Annotated in this window: 21 protein-coding genes; 8 read left to right on the top strand and 13 right to left on the bottom strand. The window is 52.9% G+C overall.

Translation table 11 applies throughout. From position 1 onward, the window contains the following. Nucleotides 1–104: 104 nt before the first annotated feature. Nucleotides 105–1,094 carry a 1-phosphofructokinase gene (gene pfkB, locus ACZ41M_RS00520; protein WP_464730798.1) on the bottom strand — a complete coding sequence of 330 codons (990 nt, stop codon included), beginning with the start codon at nt 1,092–1,094 and terminating at the stop codon, nt 105–107. Further along, the gene (gene ptsP / locus ACZ41M_RS00515; RefSeq protein ID WP_464730799.1) at nt 1,091–3,574 is read right to left on the bottom strand and encodes a phosphoenolpyruvate--protein phosphotransferase; all 2,484 of its coding nucleotides are present in this window, start codon (nt 3,572–3,574) and stop codon (nt 1,091–1,093) included. The genes pfkB and ptsP overlap by 4 nt, the downstream gene beginning before the upstream one ends. Nucleotides 3,575–3,962: 388 nt before the next feature. Here ptsP and ACZ41M_RS00510 point away from each other — a divergent pair, with 388 nt between their 5' ends. Together ACZ41M_RS00510 and ACZ41M_RS00505 are read left to right on the top strand one after the other, a co-directional pair. Next, nucleotides 3,963–4,958, top strand: coding sequence for a LacI family DNA-binding transcriptional regulator (locus tag ACZ41M_RS00510; protein WP_464730800.1), 996 nt, complete (start codon nt 3,963–3,965; stop codon nt 4,956–4,958). A 68-nt stretch (nt 4,959–5,026) separates the two neighbouring features. Next, nucleotides 5,027–5,329, top strand: a complete 303-nt coding sequence (locus tag ACZ41M_RS00505) for an Mpo1-like protein (protein ID WP_464730801.1) — start codon at nt 5,027–5,029, stop codon at nt 5,327–5,329. A 65-nt stretch (nt 5,330–5,394) separates the two neighbouring features. Here ACZ41M_RS00505 and dtd read toward each other — a convergent pair whose 3' ends face one another. The 3 genes from dtd to tyrS all read right to left on the bottom strand — a co-directional run bounded on the left by dtd (nt 5,395) and on the right by tyrS (nt 7,718). After that, nucleotides 5,395–5,856, bottom strand: coding sequence for a D-aminoacyl-tRNA deacylase (dtd, locus tag ACZ41M_RS00500; protein WP_464730802.1), 462 nt, complete (start codon nt 5,854–5,856; stop codon nt 5,395–5,397). A 2-nt stretch (nt 5,857–5,858) separates the two neighbouring features. After that, complete coding sequence (locus ACZ41M_RS00495; protein WP_464730803.1) at nt 5,859–6,377, bottom strand: transposase; 519 nt, start codon at nt 6,375–6,377, stop codon at nt 5,859–5,861. Between the two features lie 75 nt (nt 6,378–6,452). Beyond that, nucleotides 6,453–7,718: a tyrosine--tRNA ligase gene (tyrS, locus tag ACZ41M_RS00490; RefSeq protein WP_464730804.1), complete on the bottom strand. Its 1,266-nt coding sequence runs from the start codon at nt 7,716–7,718 to the stop codon at nt 6,453–6,455. Between the two features lie 258 nt (nt 7,719–7,976). Between tyrS and rpiA the strand changes: the two genes are divergently transcribed. After that, nucleotides 7,977–8,651 (top strand): ribose-5-phosphate isomerase RpiA, encoded by a 675-nt coding sequence (rpiA, locus tag ACZ41M_RS00485; protein ID WP_464730805.1) that lies wholly within the window; start codon nt 7,977–7,979, stop codon nt 8,649–8,651. Nucleotides 8,652–8,706: 55 nt separating this feature from the next. Here rpiA and ACZ41M_RS00480 read toward each other — a convergent pair whose 3' ends face one another. The 4 genes from ACZ41M_RS00480 to ACZ41M_RS00465 all read right to left on the bottom strand — a co-directional run bounded on the left by ACZ41M_RS00480 (nt 8,707) and on the right by ACZ41M_RS00465 (nt 12,904). Then, on the bottom strand, nt 8,707–9,336 hold the full coding sequence (locus tag ACZ41M_RS00480; protein WP_464730806.1) for an NAD(P)-dependent oxidoreductase: 630 nt from the start codon (nt 9,334–9,336) through the stop codon (nt 8,707–8,709). A 78-nt stretch (nt 9,337–9,414) separates the two neighbouring features. Further along, nucleotides 9,415–10,935: an alpha/beta hydrolase gene (locus ACZ41M_RS00475; protein ID WP_464730807.1), complete on the bottom strand. Its 1,521-nt coding sequence runs from the start codon at nt 10,933–10,935 to the stop codon at nt 9,415–9,417. A gap of 239 nt (nt 10,936–11,174) precedes the next feature. After that, complete coding sequence (locus ACZ41M_RS00470; protein WP_464730808.1) at nt 11,175–12,209, bottom strand: carboxylesterase family protein; 1,035 nt, start codon at nt 12,207–12,209, stop codon at nt 11,175–11,177. Nucleotides 12,210–12,310: 101 nt separating this feature from the next. Beyond that, nucleotides 12,311–12,904 carry a Maf family nucleotide pyrophosphatase gene (locus tag ACZ41M_RS00465; protein WP_464730809.1) on the bottom strand — a complete coding sequence of 198 codons (594 nt, stop codon included), beginning with the start codon at nt 12,902–12,904 and terminating at the stop codon, nt 12,311–12,313. A 95-nt stretch (nt 12,905–12,999) separates the two neighbouring features. Between ACZ41M_RS00465 and ACZ41M_RS00460 the strand changes: the two genes are divergently transcribed. The 3 genes from ACZ41M_RS00460 to plsX all read left to right on the top strand — a co-directional run bounded on the left by ACZ41M_RS00460 (nt 13,000) and on the right by plsX (nt 15,013). After that, complete coding sequence (locus ACZ41M_RS00460) at nt 13,000–13,521, top strand: YceD family protein (RefSeq protein ID WP_464730810.1); 522 nt, start codon at nt 13,000–13,002, stop codon at nt 13,519–13,521. 108 nt (nt 13,522–13,629) lie between these two features. Continuing rightward, nucleotides 13,630–13,812 carry a 50S ribosomal protein L32 gene (gene rpmF, locus ACZ41M_RS00455; RefSeq protein ID WP_464730811.1) on the top strand — a complete coding sequence of 61 codons (183 nt, stop codon included), beginning with the start codon at nt 13,630–13,632 and terminating at the stop codon, nt 13,810–13,812. Between the two features lie 172 nt (nt 13,813–13,984). Next, the gene (gene plsX / locus ACZ41M_RS00450; RefSeq protein ID WP_464730812.1) at nt 13,985–15,013 is read left to right on the top strand and encodes a phosphate acyltransferase PlsX; all 1,029 of its coding nucleotides are present in this window, start codon (nt 13,985–13,987) and stop codon (nt 15,011–15,013) included. 76 nt (nt 15,014–15,089) lie between these two features. Here the strand turns inward: plsX and ACZ41M_RS00445 are convergent, their stop codons facing one another. Then, nucleotides 15,090–15,260 carry a rubredoxin gene (locus ACZ41M_RS00445; protein ID WP_464730813.1) on the bottom strand — a complete coding sequence of 57 codons (171 nt, stop codon included), beginning with the start codon at nt 15,258–15,260 and terminating at the stop codon, nt 15,090–15,092. Nucleotides 15,261–15,391: 131 nt separating this feature from the next. Here ACZ41M_RS00445 and thiD point away from each other — a divergent pair, with 131 nt between their 5' ends. Together thiD and hemL are read left to right on the top strand one after the other, a co-directional pair. Next, nucleotides 15,392–16,285: a bifunctional hydroxymethylpyrimidine kinase/phosphomethylpyrimidine kinase gene (gene thiD / locus ACZ41M_RS00440; protein WP_464730814.1), complete on the top strand. Its 894-nt coding sequence runs from the start codon at nt 15,392–15,394 to the stop codon at nt 16,283–16,285. Between the two features lie 12 nt (nt 16,286–16,297). Next, a complete protein-coding gene (gene hemL, locus ACZ41M_RS00435) occupies nt 16,298–17,596 on the top strand; it encodes a glutamate-1-semialdehyde 2,1-aminomutase (RefSeq protein WP_464730815.1) in 1,299 nt (432 codons plus the stop codon). A gap of 70 nt (nt 17,597–17,666) precedes the next feature. Here hemL and ACZ41M_RS00430 read toward each other — a convergent pair whose 3' ends face one another. From ACZ41M_RS00430 to ppk1, 3 genes are all read right to left on the bottom strand, one after another. Further along, nucleotides 17,667–18,521 carry a hypothetical protein gene (locus ACZ41M_RS00430; protein WP_464730816.1) on the bottom strand — a complete coding sequence of 285 codons (855 nt, stop codon included), beginning with the start codon at nt 18,519–18,521 and terminating at the stop codon, nt 17,667–17,669. Between the two features lie 152 nt (nt 18,522–18,673). Further along, nucleotides 18,674–19,447, bottom strand: a complete 774-nt coding sequence (locus tag ACZ41M_RS00425; protein ID WP_464730817.1) for a sulfite exporter TauE/SafE family protein — start codon at nt 19,445–19,447, stop codon at nt 18,674–18,676. Further along, entirely contained in the window at nt 19,448–21,553 is a 2,106-nt protein-coding gene (ppk1, locus tag ACZ41M_RS00420) for a polyphosphate kinase 1 (RefSeq protein WP_464730818.1), read from the bottom strand. Between the last annotated feature and the right edge of the window lie 200 nt (nt 21,554–21,753).

The raw sequence follows: 21,753 nt of genomic DNA, 5'->3' as shown, positions 1-21,753 counted from the left end.
CCTTTCAAAATAAACGTTGTGTCAACGTCGATATAGATAGTCTAAATAAGCTGCTCACCTTCTATGAGTCGCCCATCTATTGTTAATTCATTGAAAATTGAATGTCATAACAGCGGTTGAATCACCACCTGCGCTTGCCACTGCTCCAGCACATCTTTGGGCGGTAAATCACGGACAAAATTGGTAATCGCACTCAATGAAAACGCGGTTCCCAAGCTGGCGCACTCACCCAACGGCAGGTTTTGGCAAAAACCTGCCACCATGCCGGCGACCATCGCATCACCGGCACCGACGGTAGACTTGATATCAACCTGCGGCGGACGCGCGATCAGCGCTTCATTGGCGCGTACAAACATCGCACCATCACCGCCCATCGATACGACAACCAATTGTGTCTGCTCGTTGAGCAAGCTACGCGCGCTCGCCAATACTTGCGCCGTATCGGTCAACGGCTTACCCACCAATTCGCTCAACTCGTCAATATTCGGCTTGATCACATCCGGCCCTGCACTCAGTCCCAAGCGCAAAGCCTCACCGCTGCTGTCCAAAATCACTTTGCAATTTTTGGCTTTCAGGCGTGTCGTCATCTGCGCGTACAAGTCCGTTGGCAAACTATCCTGCAAACGACCGCCCAGAATGAACCACTCGCACTGCTCGGCCATCTCGTCCAGCGTTTTGAGCAGCGCCTGCACATCCTCATCATTCGGTTTCACACCGGCGGCATTGATGTCGCTGGTTTGCTGTTCGGCCACATCGATGATTTTCACATTCACACGGGTTTCGCCTGCGGTACGAATGAAACGATCTTCAATGGCCTTGCGGCTAAAAGTTTGCTCAAACAGCGCTGTATTTTGCTCACCCAAAAAACCGGTCGCCGCCACCGGCAGACCGTAATCGGCCAAGCGCAAAGCGACGTTCACGCCCTTGCCGCCCGCGTCAAAACGCATGTGGTGGCAGCGATTCACTTTCCCCAAGGTAAAGTGATCCAGTGTCACGGTTTGATCGATCGCCGGATTGGTGGTCAGCGTACCGACGCGTCCTTTGCGCTGGCTCTGTGTCATGGATTTGGATTGGTTTAAATGGGTTTGACTCATAATGCTCGTACCTCATCTGCTGTTCGGCAGGCTAAGGCTTTTTGTGCCAAAGCTTGCAAATCACTCAATGCTACGCGACGCAATTGCGCCTTGATGGTCGGAATCGTCGGCACGGTGATACTCAGTTCGGTCACGCCCAAACCGGTCAAAATCTCCGCACCGCGTACATCGCTGGCCGCGCCACCACACACGCCGACCCATTTGCCTTCGGCTTTGGCCGCACGCACGGTCATGTCTATCATGCGCAGCACCGCCGGATTAAGCGCGTCGGCCTGCTTGGCCAACTGCGGATGCACGCGATCCATCGCCAAGGTGTATTGCGTCAAATCGTTCGTGCCGATGGAGAAGAAATCGACTAATTTGGCAAACTGGTCGGCCAACACAGCGGTGGACGGTACTTCGACCATAATGCCCAGCTCAATTTTCGGTGCGTCCAGCTCGGCGCGAATCGCTTCGCATTGAGCCATGACGTGTTCAATCTCAGAAACCGTGCTGATCATCGGGAACATCACACGAATTTGCCCACCCTCTTTGCTGACATCGCGCGCCGCGCGATAAATCGCCCGTAATTGCGGCTCGAATAGATCGGGACGCGCCATGCACAGACGAATACCGCGAATACCGAGGAAAGAATTGTCTTCTTTGGGCAGATTCAAATGCGGTACTTGTTTATCACCGCCAATATCCAGCGTGCGAATGGTCAATGGACGACCTTGTAATGCGCGTGCCATATCGCAATAAACCTGATACTGCTCCTCTTCGCTCGGGGTTTCGCCCGATTCGAGGAATAAAAACTCGGTGCGCATCAAGCCCACGCCTTCGGCACCATATTCCACCGCCTGCTCGGCATCCGTGACTCGATTCACATTGGCAAACACCTCAATGTGCTGACCATCGGTAGTCACCGCCGCCGTCAAGCGCTCGGCAAAGTCGATATTCAATTGACGCTCGACTTCTTCGTGCAAGGCTTGCGCACTGGTGATTTCAGCCTGTGTTGGCTTCAGATACAAAGCACCGTTAAAACCGTCCAAAATACACGGCGTGCGCGGATCGATATCCAAAATCGCATCGCCCGCCGCGACAATCGCCGGAATCCCCATCGCGCGCGCAATGATCGCAGTATGCGAAGTCGGTCCGCCCTTAGCGGTGATAAAACCCAAAATCATATCGGGATCCAGGTTCGCCGTATCGGATGGCGTTAAATCATCGGCCACGAGTACAGACGGCTCTTGCGCAGTCATCACCGGCTCGTTATCCATGTGCAGCAACTGGCGCAAAACCCGCTGCGCCACATCGCTCAGATCTACGGCGCGTGCGGCCAATACCGCATCATCGAGTTTGGTAATCTGTGCAATACGGCTGTCAATCACATGCTGCCACGCCCAGGCGGCACTGTGCTTTTGCTCGATTAAGACTTTGGTGCTATTGAGCAGCTCGTCGTCTTGCAAAAACTCTGCGTGCGCGAGGAAAATCGCCGCTTGTTTCGAACCGAGGCGATTTTTCACCTCTTGATAATTGTTTTGCAAGGCTTGATGGGCATTCACCACCGCCGCATCAAAGGCAATCAATTCGGAAGTCGGATCGGACTGCTCATCCTCGACCACAATTTTTTTCGCGGTGTGCTGAGTGATCGGGCCGTACACTATGCCATCGGAGGCCGCCACGCCACTGGCAAACGCGGTCGTGCTTTCGGCTTTCCACAGCAGACGCTCGCGATCCAACACCACCGCCGGTGCTTCCTCATGCTCGTCACCTTCGCCCAAGCCGCTTTCGATTGCCGCTTTGAGCGCGGCCAATGCCTGCTCCGCATCCGCGCCCTGCGCGGAAACCTTGATCCGAGCGCCGTTGACCACGCCCAGTTGCAATAATTTGACCAAACTTTTCGCGTCGGCCATTTCGTCACCAAAGCGCAAGCGAATATTCGATTGGAATTTTTTGGCTAGGCTGACCAATTCGGTCGCCGGCCGTGCGTGCAAACCGGTCGGATTGAGAATCGTGGTTTCAAACGCAAGCGGATAGTCGGATAGCGAAGCTGCCGGCGCAGGCTCGGGGCGCGCACCGGTCAAGGCTTCAATGATATCTGCCGGATTATGGGTATTGGCCAAACGATGCGCCTCTTCCTCATCGGAAACCACACGCGTGAGTTTGCGCAATATATCTAAATGTTCGTTGGATTTGGCCGCGATACCGACCAGAAGATAAACGGTGTCTTCGTCATTCCACTGGACACCCTCAGGGATTTGCAACACCGAAATGCCGGTGTTTAAAATGAATTCGCGATTCTCCGGCATACCGTGAGGAATCGCAATGCCGTTGCACAGATAGGTATTGGCCACCTGCTCACGCGCAAACATACTCTCGATATACCGCGGATCAATATTGCCCGAATCCACCAACAACTGCGCCACCTGCTCAATTGCATCGTGTTTATTTTGCGCTTTGGCGTTTAAGCGCACCTGATTCAGATTTAATGCCAACATACCCACCTCCAATTGTTTGTGACTGGTATGAATGATCGCTTCTCACTCGATATGGGAAAACTGTAAACGATTACACACTCATTGTCAACACATTTAATAAAAAAACTTCATGCTTTTTACACAAGCATTCAAGCCGAAAGCACATATCGTTTTATTTTGAACCACACGCTTGGATGATATGAATAGAAAATATTGGGGCAAACCATTATCCATGGAAATTCTTTGCAAACTCAAAAAATAGTGCCCCGACTCAAGAAAATTGATATATTTCAAAATACCGATGGATTCTGTCGCATACGTTCAATCATTCGCTTATAATTATCAGTTAAACGTATATCATTATTCTGCACTTTCTTAAACAACCTTCACCCTAAAACAGAAATCGAATATGGCCAGCATCAAAGACGTCGCTAAAGCCGCCGGAGTATCGATCGCCACCGTATCACGCGTGATCGCCAATAAGGGCTACATCACCGATGAGAAACGCGAGTTGGTTTTGCGCGCCATTGCCGAACTGAACTATCGTCCCAATCTGATCGCGCGCAGCCTGCGCGCGCAGACCAGCACCAAAATCGGGCTGATCGTCTCTGATATTCGCAACCCGTTTTTTACCGCCATCGCTCGTGCGGTAGAGGATGCCGCCTACGAGCGTGGCTACTCGATCATCATTTGCAACACCGACGAGAACCCCGACAAAGAGCACATGTATCTGAACCTGATGCACGACGAAAACGTTGCCGGCATCATTTTCTCCCCCACCCAACAATTCGGCTCTACGCGCAAACCCTACCGTGCGCATATGCCATTCGTCATCATTGACCGACGCGTAGACAACAATCCGAATTACGATACCGTCATGCTCGATAACGTCTCCGCCGCCTACAATCTGACCAAACACATGCTGGAGCAAGGCTGCCAGCGTTTGGTGGGCTTTTTCGGTGACACCAGTACCACCGGCTTTGACCGTCGCGAAGGTTTTGAACAAGCCATCAGAGAAGCAGGTTTGGAGCACTACAGCGCACACTTTATCGCACCACGTATTGAACAAGGCTATCAAAGCACCTTGGAGCTGCTGCACAGCGGCGTCAAGCCAGACGGTATTTTTACCAGCAACAACCTCATCACCGTCGGCGCTTTTCAAGCCCTGCGCTCGCAAAACATCCGTATTCCGCAGGACATCGCATTGGTCGGCTTTGACGAAACCACATGGGGCAACGTCGTCGAACCACCGCTGACCATCATCAGCCAGCCCACTGAAGAAATTGGCCGTTCGGCCATTGACCTGCTGTTTCAGCGCATCGAAAGCCCGACCCGTCCTTATAAAAAACTCATTTTGCAAGGCACGCTGCAAGTCAAACAATCCAGCCTCAAACGCGGCCAATAAACACTTGCATCTGCCGCGCGCACCCTATAGCATAGACACCACAACAATTCATCGCATAGGAGGCAACCGTGTACTTTAATCGCCCGTGGTCCGAATGGATCGCCCAATATGAGCAAAGCCATCAACACCCGATGAATCGCCTGACGCATACCTTCGGCATACCGCTGGTTGCGCTGTCCATCGCTTTACTCATCCTCTCCCTCTTCATGCCATCGCTGCTGCATTTCGGCGTGGTGCTATTCATCATCGGCTGGGTTTTGCAATTCATCGGCCATGCTTTTGAAGGCAAAAAACCCGAGTTTTTCAACGACTGGCGCTTCCTCTTTATTGGTCTGCGCTGGTGGTTCATGAAAATCAGCGGCAAGGTTTGAAAAATAACGGTTCAATTAAAAAAGCGTTCGATCACTCGAACGCTTTTTTAATCACGCAACACCATTTACTCAGGCTTGACCTGCAACCAAAACGTCACCGGCCCATCATTGACCAAGGACACCTGCATATCCGCAGCAAACTCGCCCGTCTCAACAATGCGGTGCTCCGAACGCGCCTTCACCACCCAATCTTCATACAAAAATTGGGCTAAATCCGGTGAAGCAGCAGGCGTGAAACTCGCGCGCGTCCCACTGTTCGTATCCGCTGCCAAGGTGAACTGCGACACGATCAGCAAACCGCCGTGTGCGCCATTACCATCCAGATTTTGCACCGAGCGATTCATTTTGCCCGCACCATCCGAGAACACCCGATACGCCAAAACCTTTTTCAGCAATTTCGCCCCGATGGCCGGTGTATCGTTTTTTTCCGCGCACAGCAACACCAGCAAACCCTGCTCGATTTGCCCAGTGACGTGATCACCCACCGTGACAGAGGCGCGCTTGACGCGTTGAATCAATGCGATCATGTTTACTCGCTTTCCAAATAGCGCTGATTATCAGCAACGAAATACGTATCCTCCGCCCAGCGCTGCGGGTTGGTTTGAATATATTCCGAAATAGTTAAATAAGATGCTTCCGAACGAATGATGTGCTCATAGTAATTGCGTTGCCAAATCCGCAGTTGAGTATCTTTCTGAACTTCACGAATACACCTGGTCACAGAGGATTTATAACCACGCACCAAGTCTCCGATCGTAGGGGCGCATGGCATGCGCCCTGCCTGAATTTCCACAATACCATGCAGATGATTGGGCATCACCACAAAATCATGCAACACAATATTTTCTCGAATTTGAGCAGTTTTTAGCCATTCATTGTGCGCAACACGCCCACAGTCATTCAATAACAGCTCTCCATCCTTAATGGTTCCAAACAGCGCTTGCCGCTCATACGTACAAATGGTGAGAAAATACAAACCCGTTTGCGAATAATCGTATGCTTTTAATCGAATGGATCGCCGATGGTGAATATCTGTTTCACTAGCCATAACGAGAGAAGAGCGTTATTTAAGAAAGGGCGCATGCCATGCGCCCCTACAAGAAAGACCTCAACCTACGGAAGATTACCCTTGCTCCACCGTCACCTTCGCAAACCGACGTTTGCCTACCTGGATCACGTATTCGCCCGCAGCCAAACGCAGCTGTTTGTCTTTAACCGCTTCGCCATCGATTTTACAGCCGCCTTGGTCAATCGCACGATTGCCTTCGGATGAGCTGGCCACCAGCCCCGCCGCTTTAAGCAGCGCACCCAGCGGCATACCTTCGGCATCCACGCTTACCGTGACGCTTTCAATATCGTCGGGAATTCCACCTTTGGCGCGGTGGTTAAACGCTGCCAATGCATCCTCTGCCGCCTGCTGATCGTGGAAACGCGTAACGATTTCCTGTGCCAGTAAAACCTTAATGTCGCGCGGGTTGCGACCGTTCGCGACCTCTTGTTTGTATTGTGCAATTTGTTCCAATGACACAAACGAAAGCAGGTCGTACCACGTCCACATCATGTCATCGGAAATGCTCATAACTTTGCCAAACATCTCATTCGGCGCCTCGGTGATACCGACGTAGTTGTTTTTGGATTTCGACATTTTGTCCACGCCATCCAAGCCAACCAGCAGCGGCATGGTCAAAATACATTGTGCTTCCTGACCGTATTCTTTTTGCAATTCGCGTCCCACCAGCAAATTGAATTTCTGATCGGTGCCGCCCAGCTCGATGTCCGATTGCAGCGCCACCGAGTCATAACCCTGCATCAGCGGGTATAAAAATTCATGCACGGAAATCGGCACACCGCCTTTATAGCGCTTGGTGAAATCCTCGCGCTCCAGCATCCGCGCCACGGTGTAGCGCGACGCCAATTGAATCATGCCGCGTGCGCCCAGTGGATCGCACCATTCGGAGTTGTAGCGAATTTCGGTTTTGGCCGGATCGAGAATCAGGCTGGCTTGTTCGTAGTAGGTTTTCGCATTCGCCTCGATTTGCTCACGGGTCAGCGGCGGACGCGTGGCGTTACGCCCCGACGGGTCACCAATCATGGAGGTAAAATCACCAATCAGGAAAATCACGGTGTGTCCCAAATCCTGCAATTGACGCAGTTTATTCAGCACCACGGTGTGACCGAGGTGAATGTCCGGCGCGGTCGGATCGAGGCCGAGTTTGACACGCAGCGGCACACCCGTGGCCGCGCTACGCGCGAGTTTTTGCACCCATTCGGACTCCACCAGTAATTCGTCGCAACCGCGTTTGGTCACGGCCAATGCGTGTTTCACCGCATCGGTGATCGGGTATTGGGGCGACGTTTTGGCTATCGCAGAAGACGTTTGCTCAGTCATTTGAAACCTATTCATGATTGATTTGAAAGGCGTTATTGTACCAATTTGCGCCTCGAAATGCCTCGCCAATTGCATCCGACCAGCGGATCGCCAGTTCGATAAATCTCACATAGTCGTATATCATGCACGCAGTGAAAACACCCAAAGTTGGTAACATTGCACACGAGTTCTCAGCAGAATTGTCCCGAAATAAGAGCGACATCACGCGACGTCAATGCTAAAATTGCGCCAACTTTTCAACTTTAAAATAAACACACCATGAACCAAAACGAACTGAAGCAACTCGTCGCACAAAAAGCCATCGAATACGTCCCGCACAACGCCATCATCGGCGTCGGCACCGGCTCCACCGCCGATCTATTCATTGACGAGCTGGCCAAAATCAAGGACAAGATCATTGGCGCGATCGCCAGCTCCAACCGCACTGCCGAACGTTTGGCAGGCTACGGCATCAAAGTATTTGACGTGAACGAAGTGCGCGACGTGCCCGTTTACATTGACGGAGCGGACGAAATCGACCCACGCGGCTACATGATTAAAGGCGGTGGCGCAGCCCACACCCGTGAAAAAATCTGTGCCTCTGTTGCGCAAAAATTCATCTGCATCGCCGACGCGAGCAAAGAAGTGGACGTGCTCGGCAAATTCCCCCTACCGATTGAAATCGTACCGCTCGCACGCGAAGCCGTCGCGCGTCGCTTGACTGCCATCGGCGGCCTGCCGATTTGGCGCGTCAAAGACGACGCACCGATTGTCACCGACAACGGTTGTCACATCCTTGACGTACATGGATTACAAATCACCGACCCACTTGCACTGGAGCGCGAACTCACCCTGATTCCGGGCGTACTCACCGTCGGTATTTTTGCCCAACAGCCCGCGCATGTTGCGCTCATCGCCACGGCGGATGGGGTGAAAGAGCGGGTTTATCGCTAAACATGATTCATAAAAAAGGGCGCACAATGCGCCCTTTACTTTTTTGAATAAAAACTCAATTCGTCAAAATCGGATACTGCCCGATATAGGTTGGATTTTCCGCCTGTTGTCGCATAAAATCCGCCACGTCTTTGCGCGAAATCATATTGACCCGCGCGCCTTTTGTCGGCTCGGCCAGCACGCGATAGCGTCCGGTCAATGGTCCATGGGTCAATATCCCCGGACGCACGAACATCACATTCGGATACTGCGCTGCGAGGATTTTTTCCATCAGGGTTTTTTCGGCATATATCTCGCCCAGCAGTAGTTTAAATGTGGTTTTCACCGGCCACGAACTGTATTTCATACTGTCACCCGCGCCGAATCCGGTCAATACGATCAGCGGTGGCTGCGCACCGGTGGCTTTGATCGCGTTCAAAATCGCTCTGGGCGATTGAATATACAGACCGGTTGCTTTACGACTCGTACCCGTCCCCAGCGTGACCAAAATCGCGTCCACGCCGTCGATGGCCTGCGCGATGTCCGCTTCATTCAGCGCACTGCCGACGATTTTATGCACGCGCTCATGCTCGGGAATCGTCCCGATGCTGCGCGACAAGGTATTGACCGTATGCCCGTGGTCAAGCAGTTGCTTGACCAGTTCCAAGCCCACGCCCGCCGATGCGCCGATGACTGCGAATTTCATATAGCCTCCACTCACTTGATGATTGTGTGCATGATTTTATCTCAGAATTCACCTGCCGATGTCACTCAACCAATACCACTACGAAGCACAACTTCGGTCTTTGGCTTCATAATCCTTTTGCAGCAGGTAGGCAACGGCCTCTTGATCCACGCACGAGCTGATGCCGCTAAACACGAGTGTGTGGCCATCGCCTTCGCGCGTGAGTAACGGGCTGTTGAAATACTGCGCCATGCGAACGGCATTCGCATACGGTGTGGTCGGGTCGTGTCGTTGCGCGACAAACAGCAGCTTGGGCAACTCTTTGGCAACCACGGGAATACGCGCTTGATCGGTTCCTACGTGCGGCCAAAAATGACAGGACTCGAATAACTCCGCCTCGGTTTTTGGTCGATGGTCGCTGAACGTGGCGGCCTCGTCCACACGTCGCCACTGCGCCAAGGCATTCTCTTTGTCCAAGTGTACCGCGCCATCGGCACAATTGATAGCGCCCAATGCTTCATTAGACGCTTCATTTGGCAATTGCTGCATGAGTTGGGCGAAAGGTCGCGCCGAACCGCGATTCAACGCCTGCAATGCACGCGCCAAATCCGGCCAGTGATCATCCCAGAGTAGATACGTTCCCATCGCAGACAACACCTCATCCACCCCGATGCGTGTGCGCGCATTGACCACCAGAGGTTTTGACTCCAATTTTCTCAACAATTGGTGAAACTGCGTCTGAGCCGTTTGCGGATCTGACGATAGAAAACAAACTCGTTCGCGCGCGCAATACGCGGCAAATCGCTCAAAAGTGGCTTGAAAGCCTTTTTCTTGATTGATACGCTGAGTGAAGTAGTCCTCCGACAGGTCAACCACGCCGTCCAGCACCAAAGCGCGCACCGATTGAGGAAACTGTTCTGCATAGCTGGCCACCACCTTCGTGCCATACGAGTAGCCAATTGCCGTCAGCTTTTCATTGCCCAAAGCCTTGCGAATTTGCTCCAAGTCATAGACCGCTTCGCGGGTGCTGATGTGCTTTAATACATCCAAGCCCGTATGCTCAATACAAGCGCGCACAAACAGCTCATTCTCAGACACCGTGCTATCGGATGAATCATTCGCTGCAATCGGGCAGGATATGGTTGGCGTGGAAGGCGCAACACCTCTGGGTGCGTAGCCAATGATATCGTAAGCCGCCAGCAAAGGCGCATTCGCCGCCGATGGCGTAACCGACGGATTCATCCCTGATTCACCGGGACCACCGGCCAAAACCACCAAATCACCTTGCTTTTGCTGCTTCGCAGGCAGGCGCGTCAGCGTGAGTGTGACCCGTTGTTGCGCAATCGTATCGGTTGACGATGGCGCCGCGTCATAAGACAGCGGCACATCCAAAGACGCGCATTGCAAATTGGACGGAATCTTCTGCGTAAACCACGATCGATATTCAGGACGGCGACAACTCGCCCATTCAATCGGTTTTGGCACATGCGCCGCTGTGACATGCGCCGCAGTCTGAACCGGCGCCTTTACCTGTTCATTTACCGGTTCATTTTGAACCGTTTGATGACACGCCGACAGCAGACACAATACACCCAGTCCGTAGATACCTCTTTGCAACATAAACACCTTCCCTATCTTGTTTTAATTATGACCTACATCCCACCCCACTCAGCTCATGACTGCGTGGGAGGATCAAAAAAGCGCCATTGTGGCGCCTCTTTATGGTTTCTATTTGTAGTGTGGCGCGCCATTTGTGACGAGTATCCGCAGTTTCTCTCCCTATCGATATGCCGATTGATCCGCGCTTATATGTGTACCCAATATGCGCCAACCCCCTATCAAAGCGCAAGCCTCATGAATTATTTGCTTGAGTGTGACTGCTTGCGCTGTTGAAACAGCCAGTCTCGCACCGGACTGAGTAAATACGCGTGATCGAACGAGTACATATGTTCGACAAACATTTCACTGCCCCTAATGGACGCCGGCACTAAAGTTCCTTTGGTGAACTGGACGAAATTAATTCGTTTGCCCTGTGCGATGAGGTCTTGCACTTTACGATCTTGCTCCGCCTGCGGCAGATTAGCAGCGAATTCGATTTGGCCATAGCTAGCGCCTTTGCCTTTCAACATAGCGCCCAGCTCATTCATGCCTTTAGAGGCTCTCGGATCACCAGAGGAAACAATATAAAAGAAGGATTGATTCGCCAACGGCGCAAGCACATTCACGTCCCATTGACTACCGACAAACAACGAGGCGGCAAACAAATCCGGATGATTCGCATTAAGATAAAATGAAATCATACCGCCCATGGATTGCCCCGTGGTGTATAAACGGTTTGAATCAATCGAGTACTGCACTACGGTTTTTTGTAGCAAACGCAAGACCATATCCAGCTCGTCACTCACGCCCCAATTATCATTGGTCACATTATCAGGGCCAGCAAAAGCAGGAACCAGCACAAAGCTCGGATGCTTGGCCTGACTCTCATCGGTCGCCCAGATAATGCCGCCGTAACCTTGCATCAATGGCGCCGCCGCTCCTTTACCCACCGTGCTGGAATCTGCCATAAATAACACCAATGGATAGCGTTTTTTCGGGTCATAGTTTTTGGGAATGTACAGATTGTAGGCCATGGTTTTGCCTGTGACCAAATCATGAAATTGCAGGATTTTAAAACGTGGTGCAATTTGCGCGCGCAGGTGCAAAAGCTCGGTATCATAACTTTTATCCGCGCCGCCGTAAGCATTACCCCAAATGCTTGGTTGAGCCGCCGAGGGTATGACATTGGGCGCAGCCGTCATTTCTGCCGCCGTTGTTGCATTCGCCATATTGCTCATACACGCACACAGCCATACCGGCAACAACACATGAATCATTCCAAATTTTTTCATCATATTTCTCCACAAAATAATTGACCACCAATAGTGTCAGTGAAAATGGTACTACTGAAATATGATGAACTGAACCGACTTTACACTTATTTAAAAATGAGTCATCAGTACAATGTCAGCCCCGCTTTGCGCAGCATACCCGTCAACGCAATCAACGGCAATCCAATCAACGCAGTCGGATCGTCGGACTCGACTTTTTCGAGGATGGTGATGCCCAGCGCCTCAACTTTTGCACTGCCTGCACAATCATACGGCTGTTCGATGCGCAAATACGCGGCCAACTCTTCATCCGACAAATCGCGGAACGTGGTCTTGGTCACAATATTGTCCAGTTGATAGGTGTCGTTGCGCGCGTCATACAGGCATAAAGCACTGTGAAACAGCGCAGTTTTGCCCCGCATCATTTGCAGTTGCGCCAAGGCCTTGTCAAAGCCACCCGCTTTGCCGATTTGCTCGCCATTCACAGTGGCCACTTGATCCGCGCCAATGATGAGCGCATTCGGATAACTGCGCGCGATGTGTCGGGCTTTTTCCAGCGCCAGTCGCAACGCGGTATCCACCGGCGTTTCGCCCGCATGCGGCGTCTCGTCAATGGTCGGGCTGACCACGCGAAACGGCAGACGCAAACGCTCTAAAAGTTCACGGCGATAGGGAGAAGATGAGCCTAAAATCAGTTCGGGATGGGATGTGTCAACCATAAAACCTCTGTTATAATTTTCAAATCATTTAAGCGAAGTCATTATTATCGCAGGATTTACGCACAGACACACCCTCGAACATTACGAAAGACACTATGAGCACAGCCCACGCATCACCCTGGACAATCGACGTATTTGCCCTATGCAAAGAGCATGCCAGCAAGCAAGGCGAATTGCCCATCAACCTGCTGACCCGCTTGGCCAGCGACTTGACGCGCCACGACGGTGCGCTGCATTACGAGCTATCGGGTGAATTGGACGAGAAAAAGCACCCCATCATGCACATTCGCATCACCGGCACGCTGATGATGCGCTGCCAACGCTGTTTGGAGGAAATGGCGTATGCGGTAGACGTGGATAATTCTCTCGAATTGGTTCACACCGAAGCCGAATTGGACGACGAGGAAGAGGAGCTCAACGCGATTGCCGCAGGCACCGCAGGTATTGAAAAAATCGTCGGCAGCAAAACTTTTGACACGTTCACATTGATGGAGGATGAAATCATTCTGAGCCTGCCGATCGTCATCGCGCATGAGCAATGCGATAAAACCCTCCCGATGTCAGCGGGTGAAAAGGCCTCGCCGTTTGACGCTTTACGCACACTGAAAAATCAATAAATTCAACAATTTGCCTCAAAAACCACGCAAAAGTGTAATACAACTTGGCAAAGATGAATTTTTCCTATATAATCGCGCATTCTCTGTTTGGAGTTTCTGGAGTTTATCATGGCTGTTCAACAAAACAAAAAATCACCTTCTAAACGCGGTATGCACCGTTCGCACGACTTCATCACGGGTCCTGCTACGGCGATCGAACCGGTGACCGGTGAAGTACACTTGCGCCACCACGTTAGCCCGAACGGCTTTTACCGTGGCAAAAAAGTAGTTAAAACTAAAAACGACGAATAATTTTGCGTCAATCGATGTGCATCTGTGCGCAACGATTAAGAATTCTCGTCGGCAATAGCGACATGGCAAGGCTGGTATTTACCAGCTTTTTGTCGTTTAAATTGAGTCGGACCATCCGATCGGATTAAACAGTCGCTTTGCAATTCACGGTTTCAACTATTTAGCACACCATATGAGCCTGCAAAAAACCATCATTGCCGTAGATGTCATGGGCGGCGATCACGGATTGCCCGTGACCTTGCCTGCCTGCGCTGAATTTTTACGCACCCATCCCGACGCGGGCTTGCTGCTGGTCGGTGAGCAAACACAGATTCGCTCTGCGCTCGCGCAACATCAGCTCACCGAATCCGAGCGCTGCCAAATCGTGCATGCATCCGAAGTGGTGGAAATGCATGAGGCGGTCGAATCGGCTCTGCGCCGTAAAAAAGACTCCTCCATGCGCGTAGCGATCAATCTGGTGAAAGAAGGCCGTGCGCACGCCGTCGTCTCCGCCGGTAATACCGGCGCGCTGATGGCCATTGCTCGCTTTGTGCTCAAAACATTGGATGGCATTGACCGCCCGGCGATTGCCTCAATCATGCCGAATCTGGAAGGAACCGGCACGGTGGTGCTGGATTTGGGGGCGAATGTGGATTGCACCGCCGAGCATTTGCAGCAGTTCGCCCTGATGGGTTCATCGCTTGCCGCCGCAACGATGGAGCACGCGCATGCAACCAATCCGCGCGTCGGTCTACTCAACATCGGTCACGAAGAAATGAAGGGCAACGAGGCGACCAAACAGGCGTTTGAGTTACTCAAAAACACGCCCATCAACTTTATCGGCAATGTCGAAGGCAACCAGATTTTCACCGGCGGCGCCGACGTGATTGTGTGCGATGGTTTTGTCGGCAATGCCTTGCTCAAAACCTCCGAGGGCATGAGCAAATTGGTGCGCGAACACATGACCGAAGAGTTCAAAAAATCATGGTGGCGCAAATGGACCGCCTTATTCGCCATGCCCGCGATCAATGGTTTTCGTCATCGCGTGGACAATCGCCCGTACAACGGCGCCGCGCTGGTCGGCCTACGCGGCGTGGTCATCAAAAGCCACGGTAGCGCGGACGCGTATGCCTATGGCTTCGCCTTGGCGCGCGCTTTCAATGCGGTGGAACACCATATGCTGGACAAAACCAGCGCGATGCTGGCGCAAATTCATCATTGAATACGCCTCCCTGCAGGCGATAAAAAAACCGGTAGCTCATGACTACCGGTTTTTTAATTCAATTGCAAACAACAGATTAGATCACCACCATTTCAAAATCCGCTTTGCCCACGCCGCATTCCGGGCAGATCCAGTCCGACGGCACATCCTCCCATTTTGTACCGGGCGCGATGCCATCCTCCGGCCAACCTTGTTCCTCATCATAAACCCAGCCGCACACCAAACACATCCACGTTTTCATACTCATCCTTAAATTTAAATCAACACATACCCAAGCGTATCGTAGCACGGTACAATACAGCATCTGGGGCGCATATCGCAGACTTCAAGTCCCATGCGCTCACCTAAAAGACAACCCTTATTTTATCAAGGTTTCGCATGAGTTACCCCATCGTTTTGAGTTTTAATGCACACGATCCGACCGGTGGCGCGGGCATTGCCGCCGATGCGCTGACCTGCGCCAGCTTAGAAGCCAGCGCGTTCACCGTCGCTACCACCCTACTGGCTGGTGATTTCAGCCGACTCGAAGCAGTGATTCCGCTGGACGCCGACTGGGTGGACGATCAGGCGCGCACCTTGCTTGAAGACTCCGTGGTTCACGCGATCAAAATCGGCGTCTTGCCCGATGTGCAAATCGTACGCGTCATCGCTGAAATCATGGCCGATTATCCGCAAGTACCGGTGATTCTCGCGCCCTCCATTCTCGTGGCCGATGACGACGACGGCAACAACGCCGAAGACATCATCACCGCGACGCATGAATTGATTTTACCCAACGCCAATCTGCTGATTGCCCAGCGTCATCTGCTGCGCCAACTGGCCGAAGTCAAACACAACTTCACGCAAATTGAAGAGGAGCATCCGCAACTGCTGGCCAATGCGCACGCGCAAGCCCTGCTCTCCTCCGGTTGCGAATATGTGTTCGCCACCGATGCCAAAACGCCAGACTCGCAGGTGGTGCATCAACTATTCTCCAGCGACGGACTGCTGCGCACCGACACCACGCCGCGTTTGAAAGACGCATTTTTGGGCGCGAACAGCACCTTGTCCGCCGCCATCAGCGCGCTCATCGCCCATGGCCAACCCACACCGCAAGCGGTCGGCGAGGCGCTCGAATACACCTGGCAAACCCTGCGGTTTGGCATCAGCATGGGCATGGGCAAAAAAATCCCTGACCGTTTTTACTGGACGCGCCAAACCGAGGACGAAACCGCCGAAGTCGAGCAATCGCCCAACAAACGCCCTGCGCCTTCATCCAACACTTTGCAATAACCTTTAAACGACATGACAATGACTGCATTAGACCAAAACCAAGCCCTATTTGACCGCGCCCAAACCACCACACCGGGTGGCGTGAATTCACCCGTGCGCGCCTTCCGCTCCGTCGGCGGCACACCGCGTTTCATCAAGCGTGCCGAAGGCGCGTATTTCTGGGACGAAAACGACAAAAAATACATCGACTACATCGGCTCATGGGGTCCGATCATCGTTGGCCACGCCCACCCGCGTGTGGTCAAAGCGGTGCAAGAAGCCGCGGCAAACGGCCTCGGCTACGGCGCACCGACGCGTGCCGAAGTGGAAATCGCCGAGAAACTGTGCGCGATGCTGCCGCAATTGGAGCAGGTTCGCCTCGTCTCCTCCGGCACCGAAGCGACCATGAGCGCGATTCGCCTCGCGCGTGGTTTCACCGGCCGCGATTTACTGGTGAAATTCGAGGGCTGCTACCACGGCCACTCCGACAGCCTGCTGGTCAAAGCCGGTTCCGGCCTATTGACCTTTGGCAATCCATCCTCTGCGGGCGTGCCGCAAGCCGTGTCCAAAGACACGCTGGTATTACCGTACAATGACGTTGAGGCGCTGCAAACCCTGTTCAAGGAAAAAGGCGATCAGCTCGCCTGCGTCATCCTCGAACCAATCGCAGGCAATATGAATTTCGTGCGCGCCACGCCTGAATTCATGCAAACCCTGCGCGAATTATGCACGAAGCACGGCGCGGTATTGATTATTGACGAAGTGATGACCGGCTTTCGCGTGGGCAAACAATGCGCGCAAGGACTGTACGGCGTGCAAGCCGACATCACCACATTGGGCAAAGTCATCGGTGGCGGCATGCCGGTCGCCGCGTTTGGCGGTCGCCGCGACATCATGGCGCACATGGCACCACTCGGCGGCGTGTATCAAGCGGGCACACTGTCCGGCAATCCAGTCGCGGTCGCTGCGGGTATGACCACGCTGGACATCATTTCCGAGCCGAATTTCTACCAAAATCTGTATGAACGCACGCGCCAACTGATGAATGGCCTCGAATACGCCGCGCAGGTGGCGGGCGTACCCTTCTCCACCGACTGCGAAGGCGGGATGTTCGGCCTGTATTTTGCCGAGAAAAAGCCGCAGAGCTTTGCCGACATGATGGCCTCGCGCACCGACCTGTTCCCCGCATTTTTCCACGCCATGCTGGACGAAGGCGTCTACCTCGCGCCATCGGCGTTCGAGGCAGGCTTTGTCTCCGCCGCACACAGCGCAGATGATGTGGTGAACACCATCGCGGCGGCGCAAAAGGCGTTTAAACAACTGAAGGTTTAACTGCTTCTAAAATGAAAACCGCGCTACTGTTTGAGTAGCGCGGTTTTTTATTCCGATTCGGGTCATTGACTTACAACTCGTCTTTCGGCACATACTGCAATCCGCTCAACTTCATCACCGCACCCTTCGGAGCGCCAATGGCAGAGGAGAGGTTGTCCCTCAGAGATTTGTAAAACGGTCCGTTGTAGAGTTTCGCACCTTGATGCGTCAGATTGGAGTGGCAATCCACATAGATATGTTCGCCCAGCCCGCTCCACAGACGGCAAAAGCCGTAATCTTCGGACAAATAGCGACGAGTTTTCGGGTCAACCATCACGTCGAAAAAGCGGTAGTGCAGCCCCTTGTCCTCAACACCGACCGCATCGGGAACGTATTGGTAATCCGGATAGCTTTGTACCAGACGTTCAAACACCTGACGCTTGATGACCATGAATCCGGTCGGCGCTTCGTCGAGCTTAAGAAAACCATCTTCCGAAATATCCAGTTGCAATTCATTGTTCTCATTCACGCCATCGGTGTTGACGGTGTAGCGCGTGTAATGGCTTTCAAATTGCGCCTGCGTCATACCAGCAGGGATGCCCTCCGCCGGCCAATTTTCACGTTTGAGCGGATACACACCGGCGGCAATATCGTGATCGGAGAGCAGCAGACGAAGCGCCGCTTCGATACTGAAACCGATATCGGAATCAATCCAAAACAGGTGTGTCCATTGCGGATTGGCCAGAAACTTCGCTACACAATCATTGCGTGCACGGGTGATCAGACTCTCGCCACGGTGCAGGACAACTTGCAAGGACATACCGATCTTTTGTGCTTCTATGACGAGATTGAGCAGCGAAACGGTGTAATTGTGAAAATATTTGCCATCATGGCTGGGGGTCATGATGACCGGGAACATGTCTTTTAGCGCGGTTACGGGCAACATACAGCGACACTCCAAATGGATATTGAAAGTGAGTGAGTATAGCCGATCCAAGATATTTTCTATAGCGTTTTTGGCATGGATTCACCTACGGATAAGGCCTATGAGCGTTATGACGCCATTACATTAACGCATCACTCAGGCTCTATGCCCCCTCACAGTAGTCCTGTCACCAAACCCAAACCGATCAACACCAGCAATACCGAAACCAGTCGTTGTATCGTGCGTAGTGTCACTTTATGCAGCAGCTTGGCGCCCAGATACGCACCGACAAAAGCCGAGAACGAGGCGGACAAGACCATCGTCCACTGAACATTCGCCGTGTTTGCCGAAAAACTCCAGCCATACACCAGCATCCGCGCGACATCGACCAGCACCGCCAGCACCACGCCGGTAGCGATGAAGCGTTGCGAATCCAGGCCGGATTTGATTAGAAACATGCTGCGAAATGCGCCTTGATGCCCCGACAGTCCGCCAAAAAAACCACTGAGCGCGCCGCCCAGCGGCAAATAACGCGCATCAAAACTCATTTTGGCAAAGCGCGGCGACAGCTCCAGCCAGACAAAGGCCAAAATCAGCACGCCAATGATGAATTTCACCACCGATACCGCGAACTCACGCCCGAGCCATTGGTATTCAAACAAGGTGGGCAAACCCGACAGCATATTGAGCAGCCATGCGCCGAGCAATGCGGCCAATACGGCGGGCGCGCCGAAACGCCAGACCACCGAGCAGTCGGCTTTTTTGCCCACCAAAGCCAATTTGAACAAATTATTCGCCAAATGCACGATGGCGGTCACGGCAATCGCCACCTCCACCGGCAAAAACAAGGCGACCACAGGCATGAGCAAAGTTCCCAGGCCAAATCCTGAGAAAAAGGTCAAGCACGAAGCGAGCAATGCCGCCAACGACACCCAAAACAGTTCCATTTAACCAAGCTCTCCCAATAAATGCATCAAGCCCATCTGCGCACTGCGCGGTTTGACCTGACGGCTGCTCGGTTTACGCCGCGTGTAGCCACCCTCGCCGTTCATCTCCCACGTCTGCTGATTGTCACTCAGATAGACGCGCAGACCTTCGTGAATCACGCGTTTTTTGATTTTTCTATCCAATATCGGAAACGCCAATTCGATGCGTTTGAACACATTGCGCTCCATCCAATCCGCGCTGGAGAGGTAAACATCCTCGCGCCCCTGCGCGTAGAAATAAAATATACGGTGGTGTTCCAACACGCGCCCGATGATTGAGCGCACACGGATGTTTTCCGACAGCCCTTTCACGCCTGGGCGCAACAGGCAAAAACCGCGCACGATCAGATCAATTTTAACACCGGCTTGCGAAGCCTCGTACAGCGCGTGAATGATCTGCGGCTCTTGCAGCGAATTCATTTTCGCGATGATGCGCGCCTTGCCTCCGGCGCGCGCGGCCTCGGTTTCGGCACGAATACGCGCCATGATATTGCTGTGCAGGGTAAACGGCGCTTGCCACAGATGCGTCAGCGTGCGCGCTTTGCCCAATCCGGTCAATTGTTTAAACACCTCGCTCACATCGTGCGTGATCTCAGGATTCGCGGTCAACAGGCCAAAATCCGAATACAGCCGTGCGGTTTTCGGATGATAATTGCCCGTGCCCAAATGCGCGTATTTGCGCAATTGTCCTGCTTCGCGCCGCACGATCAGCAGCGCTTTGGCATGGACTTTGTAGCCGACCACACCGTATACCACATGCGCGCCGACCTCCTCCAATTTCGTCGCCCAGCCGATATTAGCCTCCTCGTCAAAGCGCGCCATCAGCTCGACCACCACCGTGACCTCCTTGCCATTTTGCGCTGCGCGAATCAGCGACTGCATCAGCTCCGAATCCGTCCCCGTGCGGTACACCGTCATCTTGATCGCCACCACATTCGGGGCATGCGCCGCATCATTCAGCCACTCGATCACCGGCGCGAACGATTGGTACGGATGGTGCAGCAGAATATCGCCCTTGCCGATGGCCTCAAAAATATTGCTACCTTTGCTCAGCTCTTTATTCACGCCCACGCGATACGGGGCAAATTTCAACGCGGGCTGATCGACCCAATCGGGCACCTGCATCAGCCGTACCAAATTCACCGGCCCATTGACGCGATACACGTCGTGCTCATCCAAGCCAAATTGTGCGGTCAGGAACGCAGCCATCGCCGGTGAGCAATTGTCCGACACCTCCAAACGAACCGCGTCACCAAAGTGTCGGTGCGGCAATTCTCCTTGCAAGGTGGTGCGTAGATTGGTCACTTCCTCTTCATCGACAAACAAATCGGAGTTGCGCGTCACGCGAAATTGATAACAGCCCAACACATTCATGCCGATGAATAATTCGTGCATGAACTCATGCAGCACCGAGGACAAAAACACAAAGCCGTATTCCACATCAACCAATTCCTGCGGCAGGCGAATCACGCGCGGTAACACGCGTGGCGCTTGCACAATCGCTGCATCCGCATGGCGGCCGAAGGCATCTTTGCCCTCCAGCTCCACCGCGAAATTCAAACTTTTATTCAAAACTTTCGGAAACGGATGCGAGGTATCCAAACCAATGGGCGTGAGTACCGGCATCAGCTCACGCAAAAAGTATTGGTGTATCCATTCGCGCTGCTCCGGTGTCCACGTCGCGCGACGCAAAAACCGAATGCCCTGCTCAGCCAACTGCGGCAAAATCATCTGATTGAGCACTTGATACTGCTCATCCACCAGTCGATGTACCTGCGCGGACACCAGCCGATAGGTCTCCTGCGGGGTTTTGCCATCAACGCTGACGGAGGACGACTGAGCGCGAATTTGCTCCTTGATCCCCGCCATACGAATCTCAAAAAACTCATCCAAGTTACTCGACACGATGCACAAAAAGCGCAAGCGCTCCAGCAAAGGCACGCGCTCATCCTGCGCCTGCGCCAGCACCCGCCGGTTAAACGCGAGCAGGCTCAGTTCACGGTTCAGATAGTTTTTTGCGGGCAATGGCATTTTGCTCATGGGGGATTTGGTGGCGGTTTTAATCATGGCACTCACTAAAATTCATGGTTTTAGCCTACATTATGTGGGAAATCAGCCGTATGCAATGTGACAAATTTATGACAAGGCCGCCGTTACTCTGTAGCGCATCAGATACATCGAGCGCAGATCGCGAGCCCGTTGCGTTCGGAACAAAGACCATCGTGGTATGATGACACCTTGTTATCTTTTTGATTTTGTTTGTATTG

This window comes from Puribacter membranae, assembly GCF_055380425.1.
This window is presented reverse-complemented; position numbering and strand designations above follow the sequence as displayed.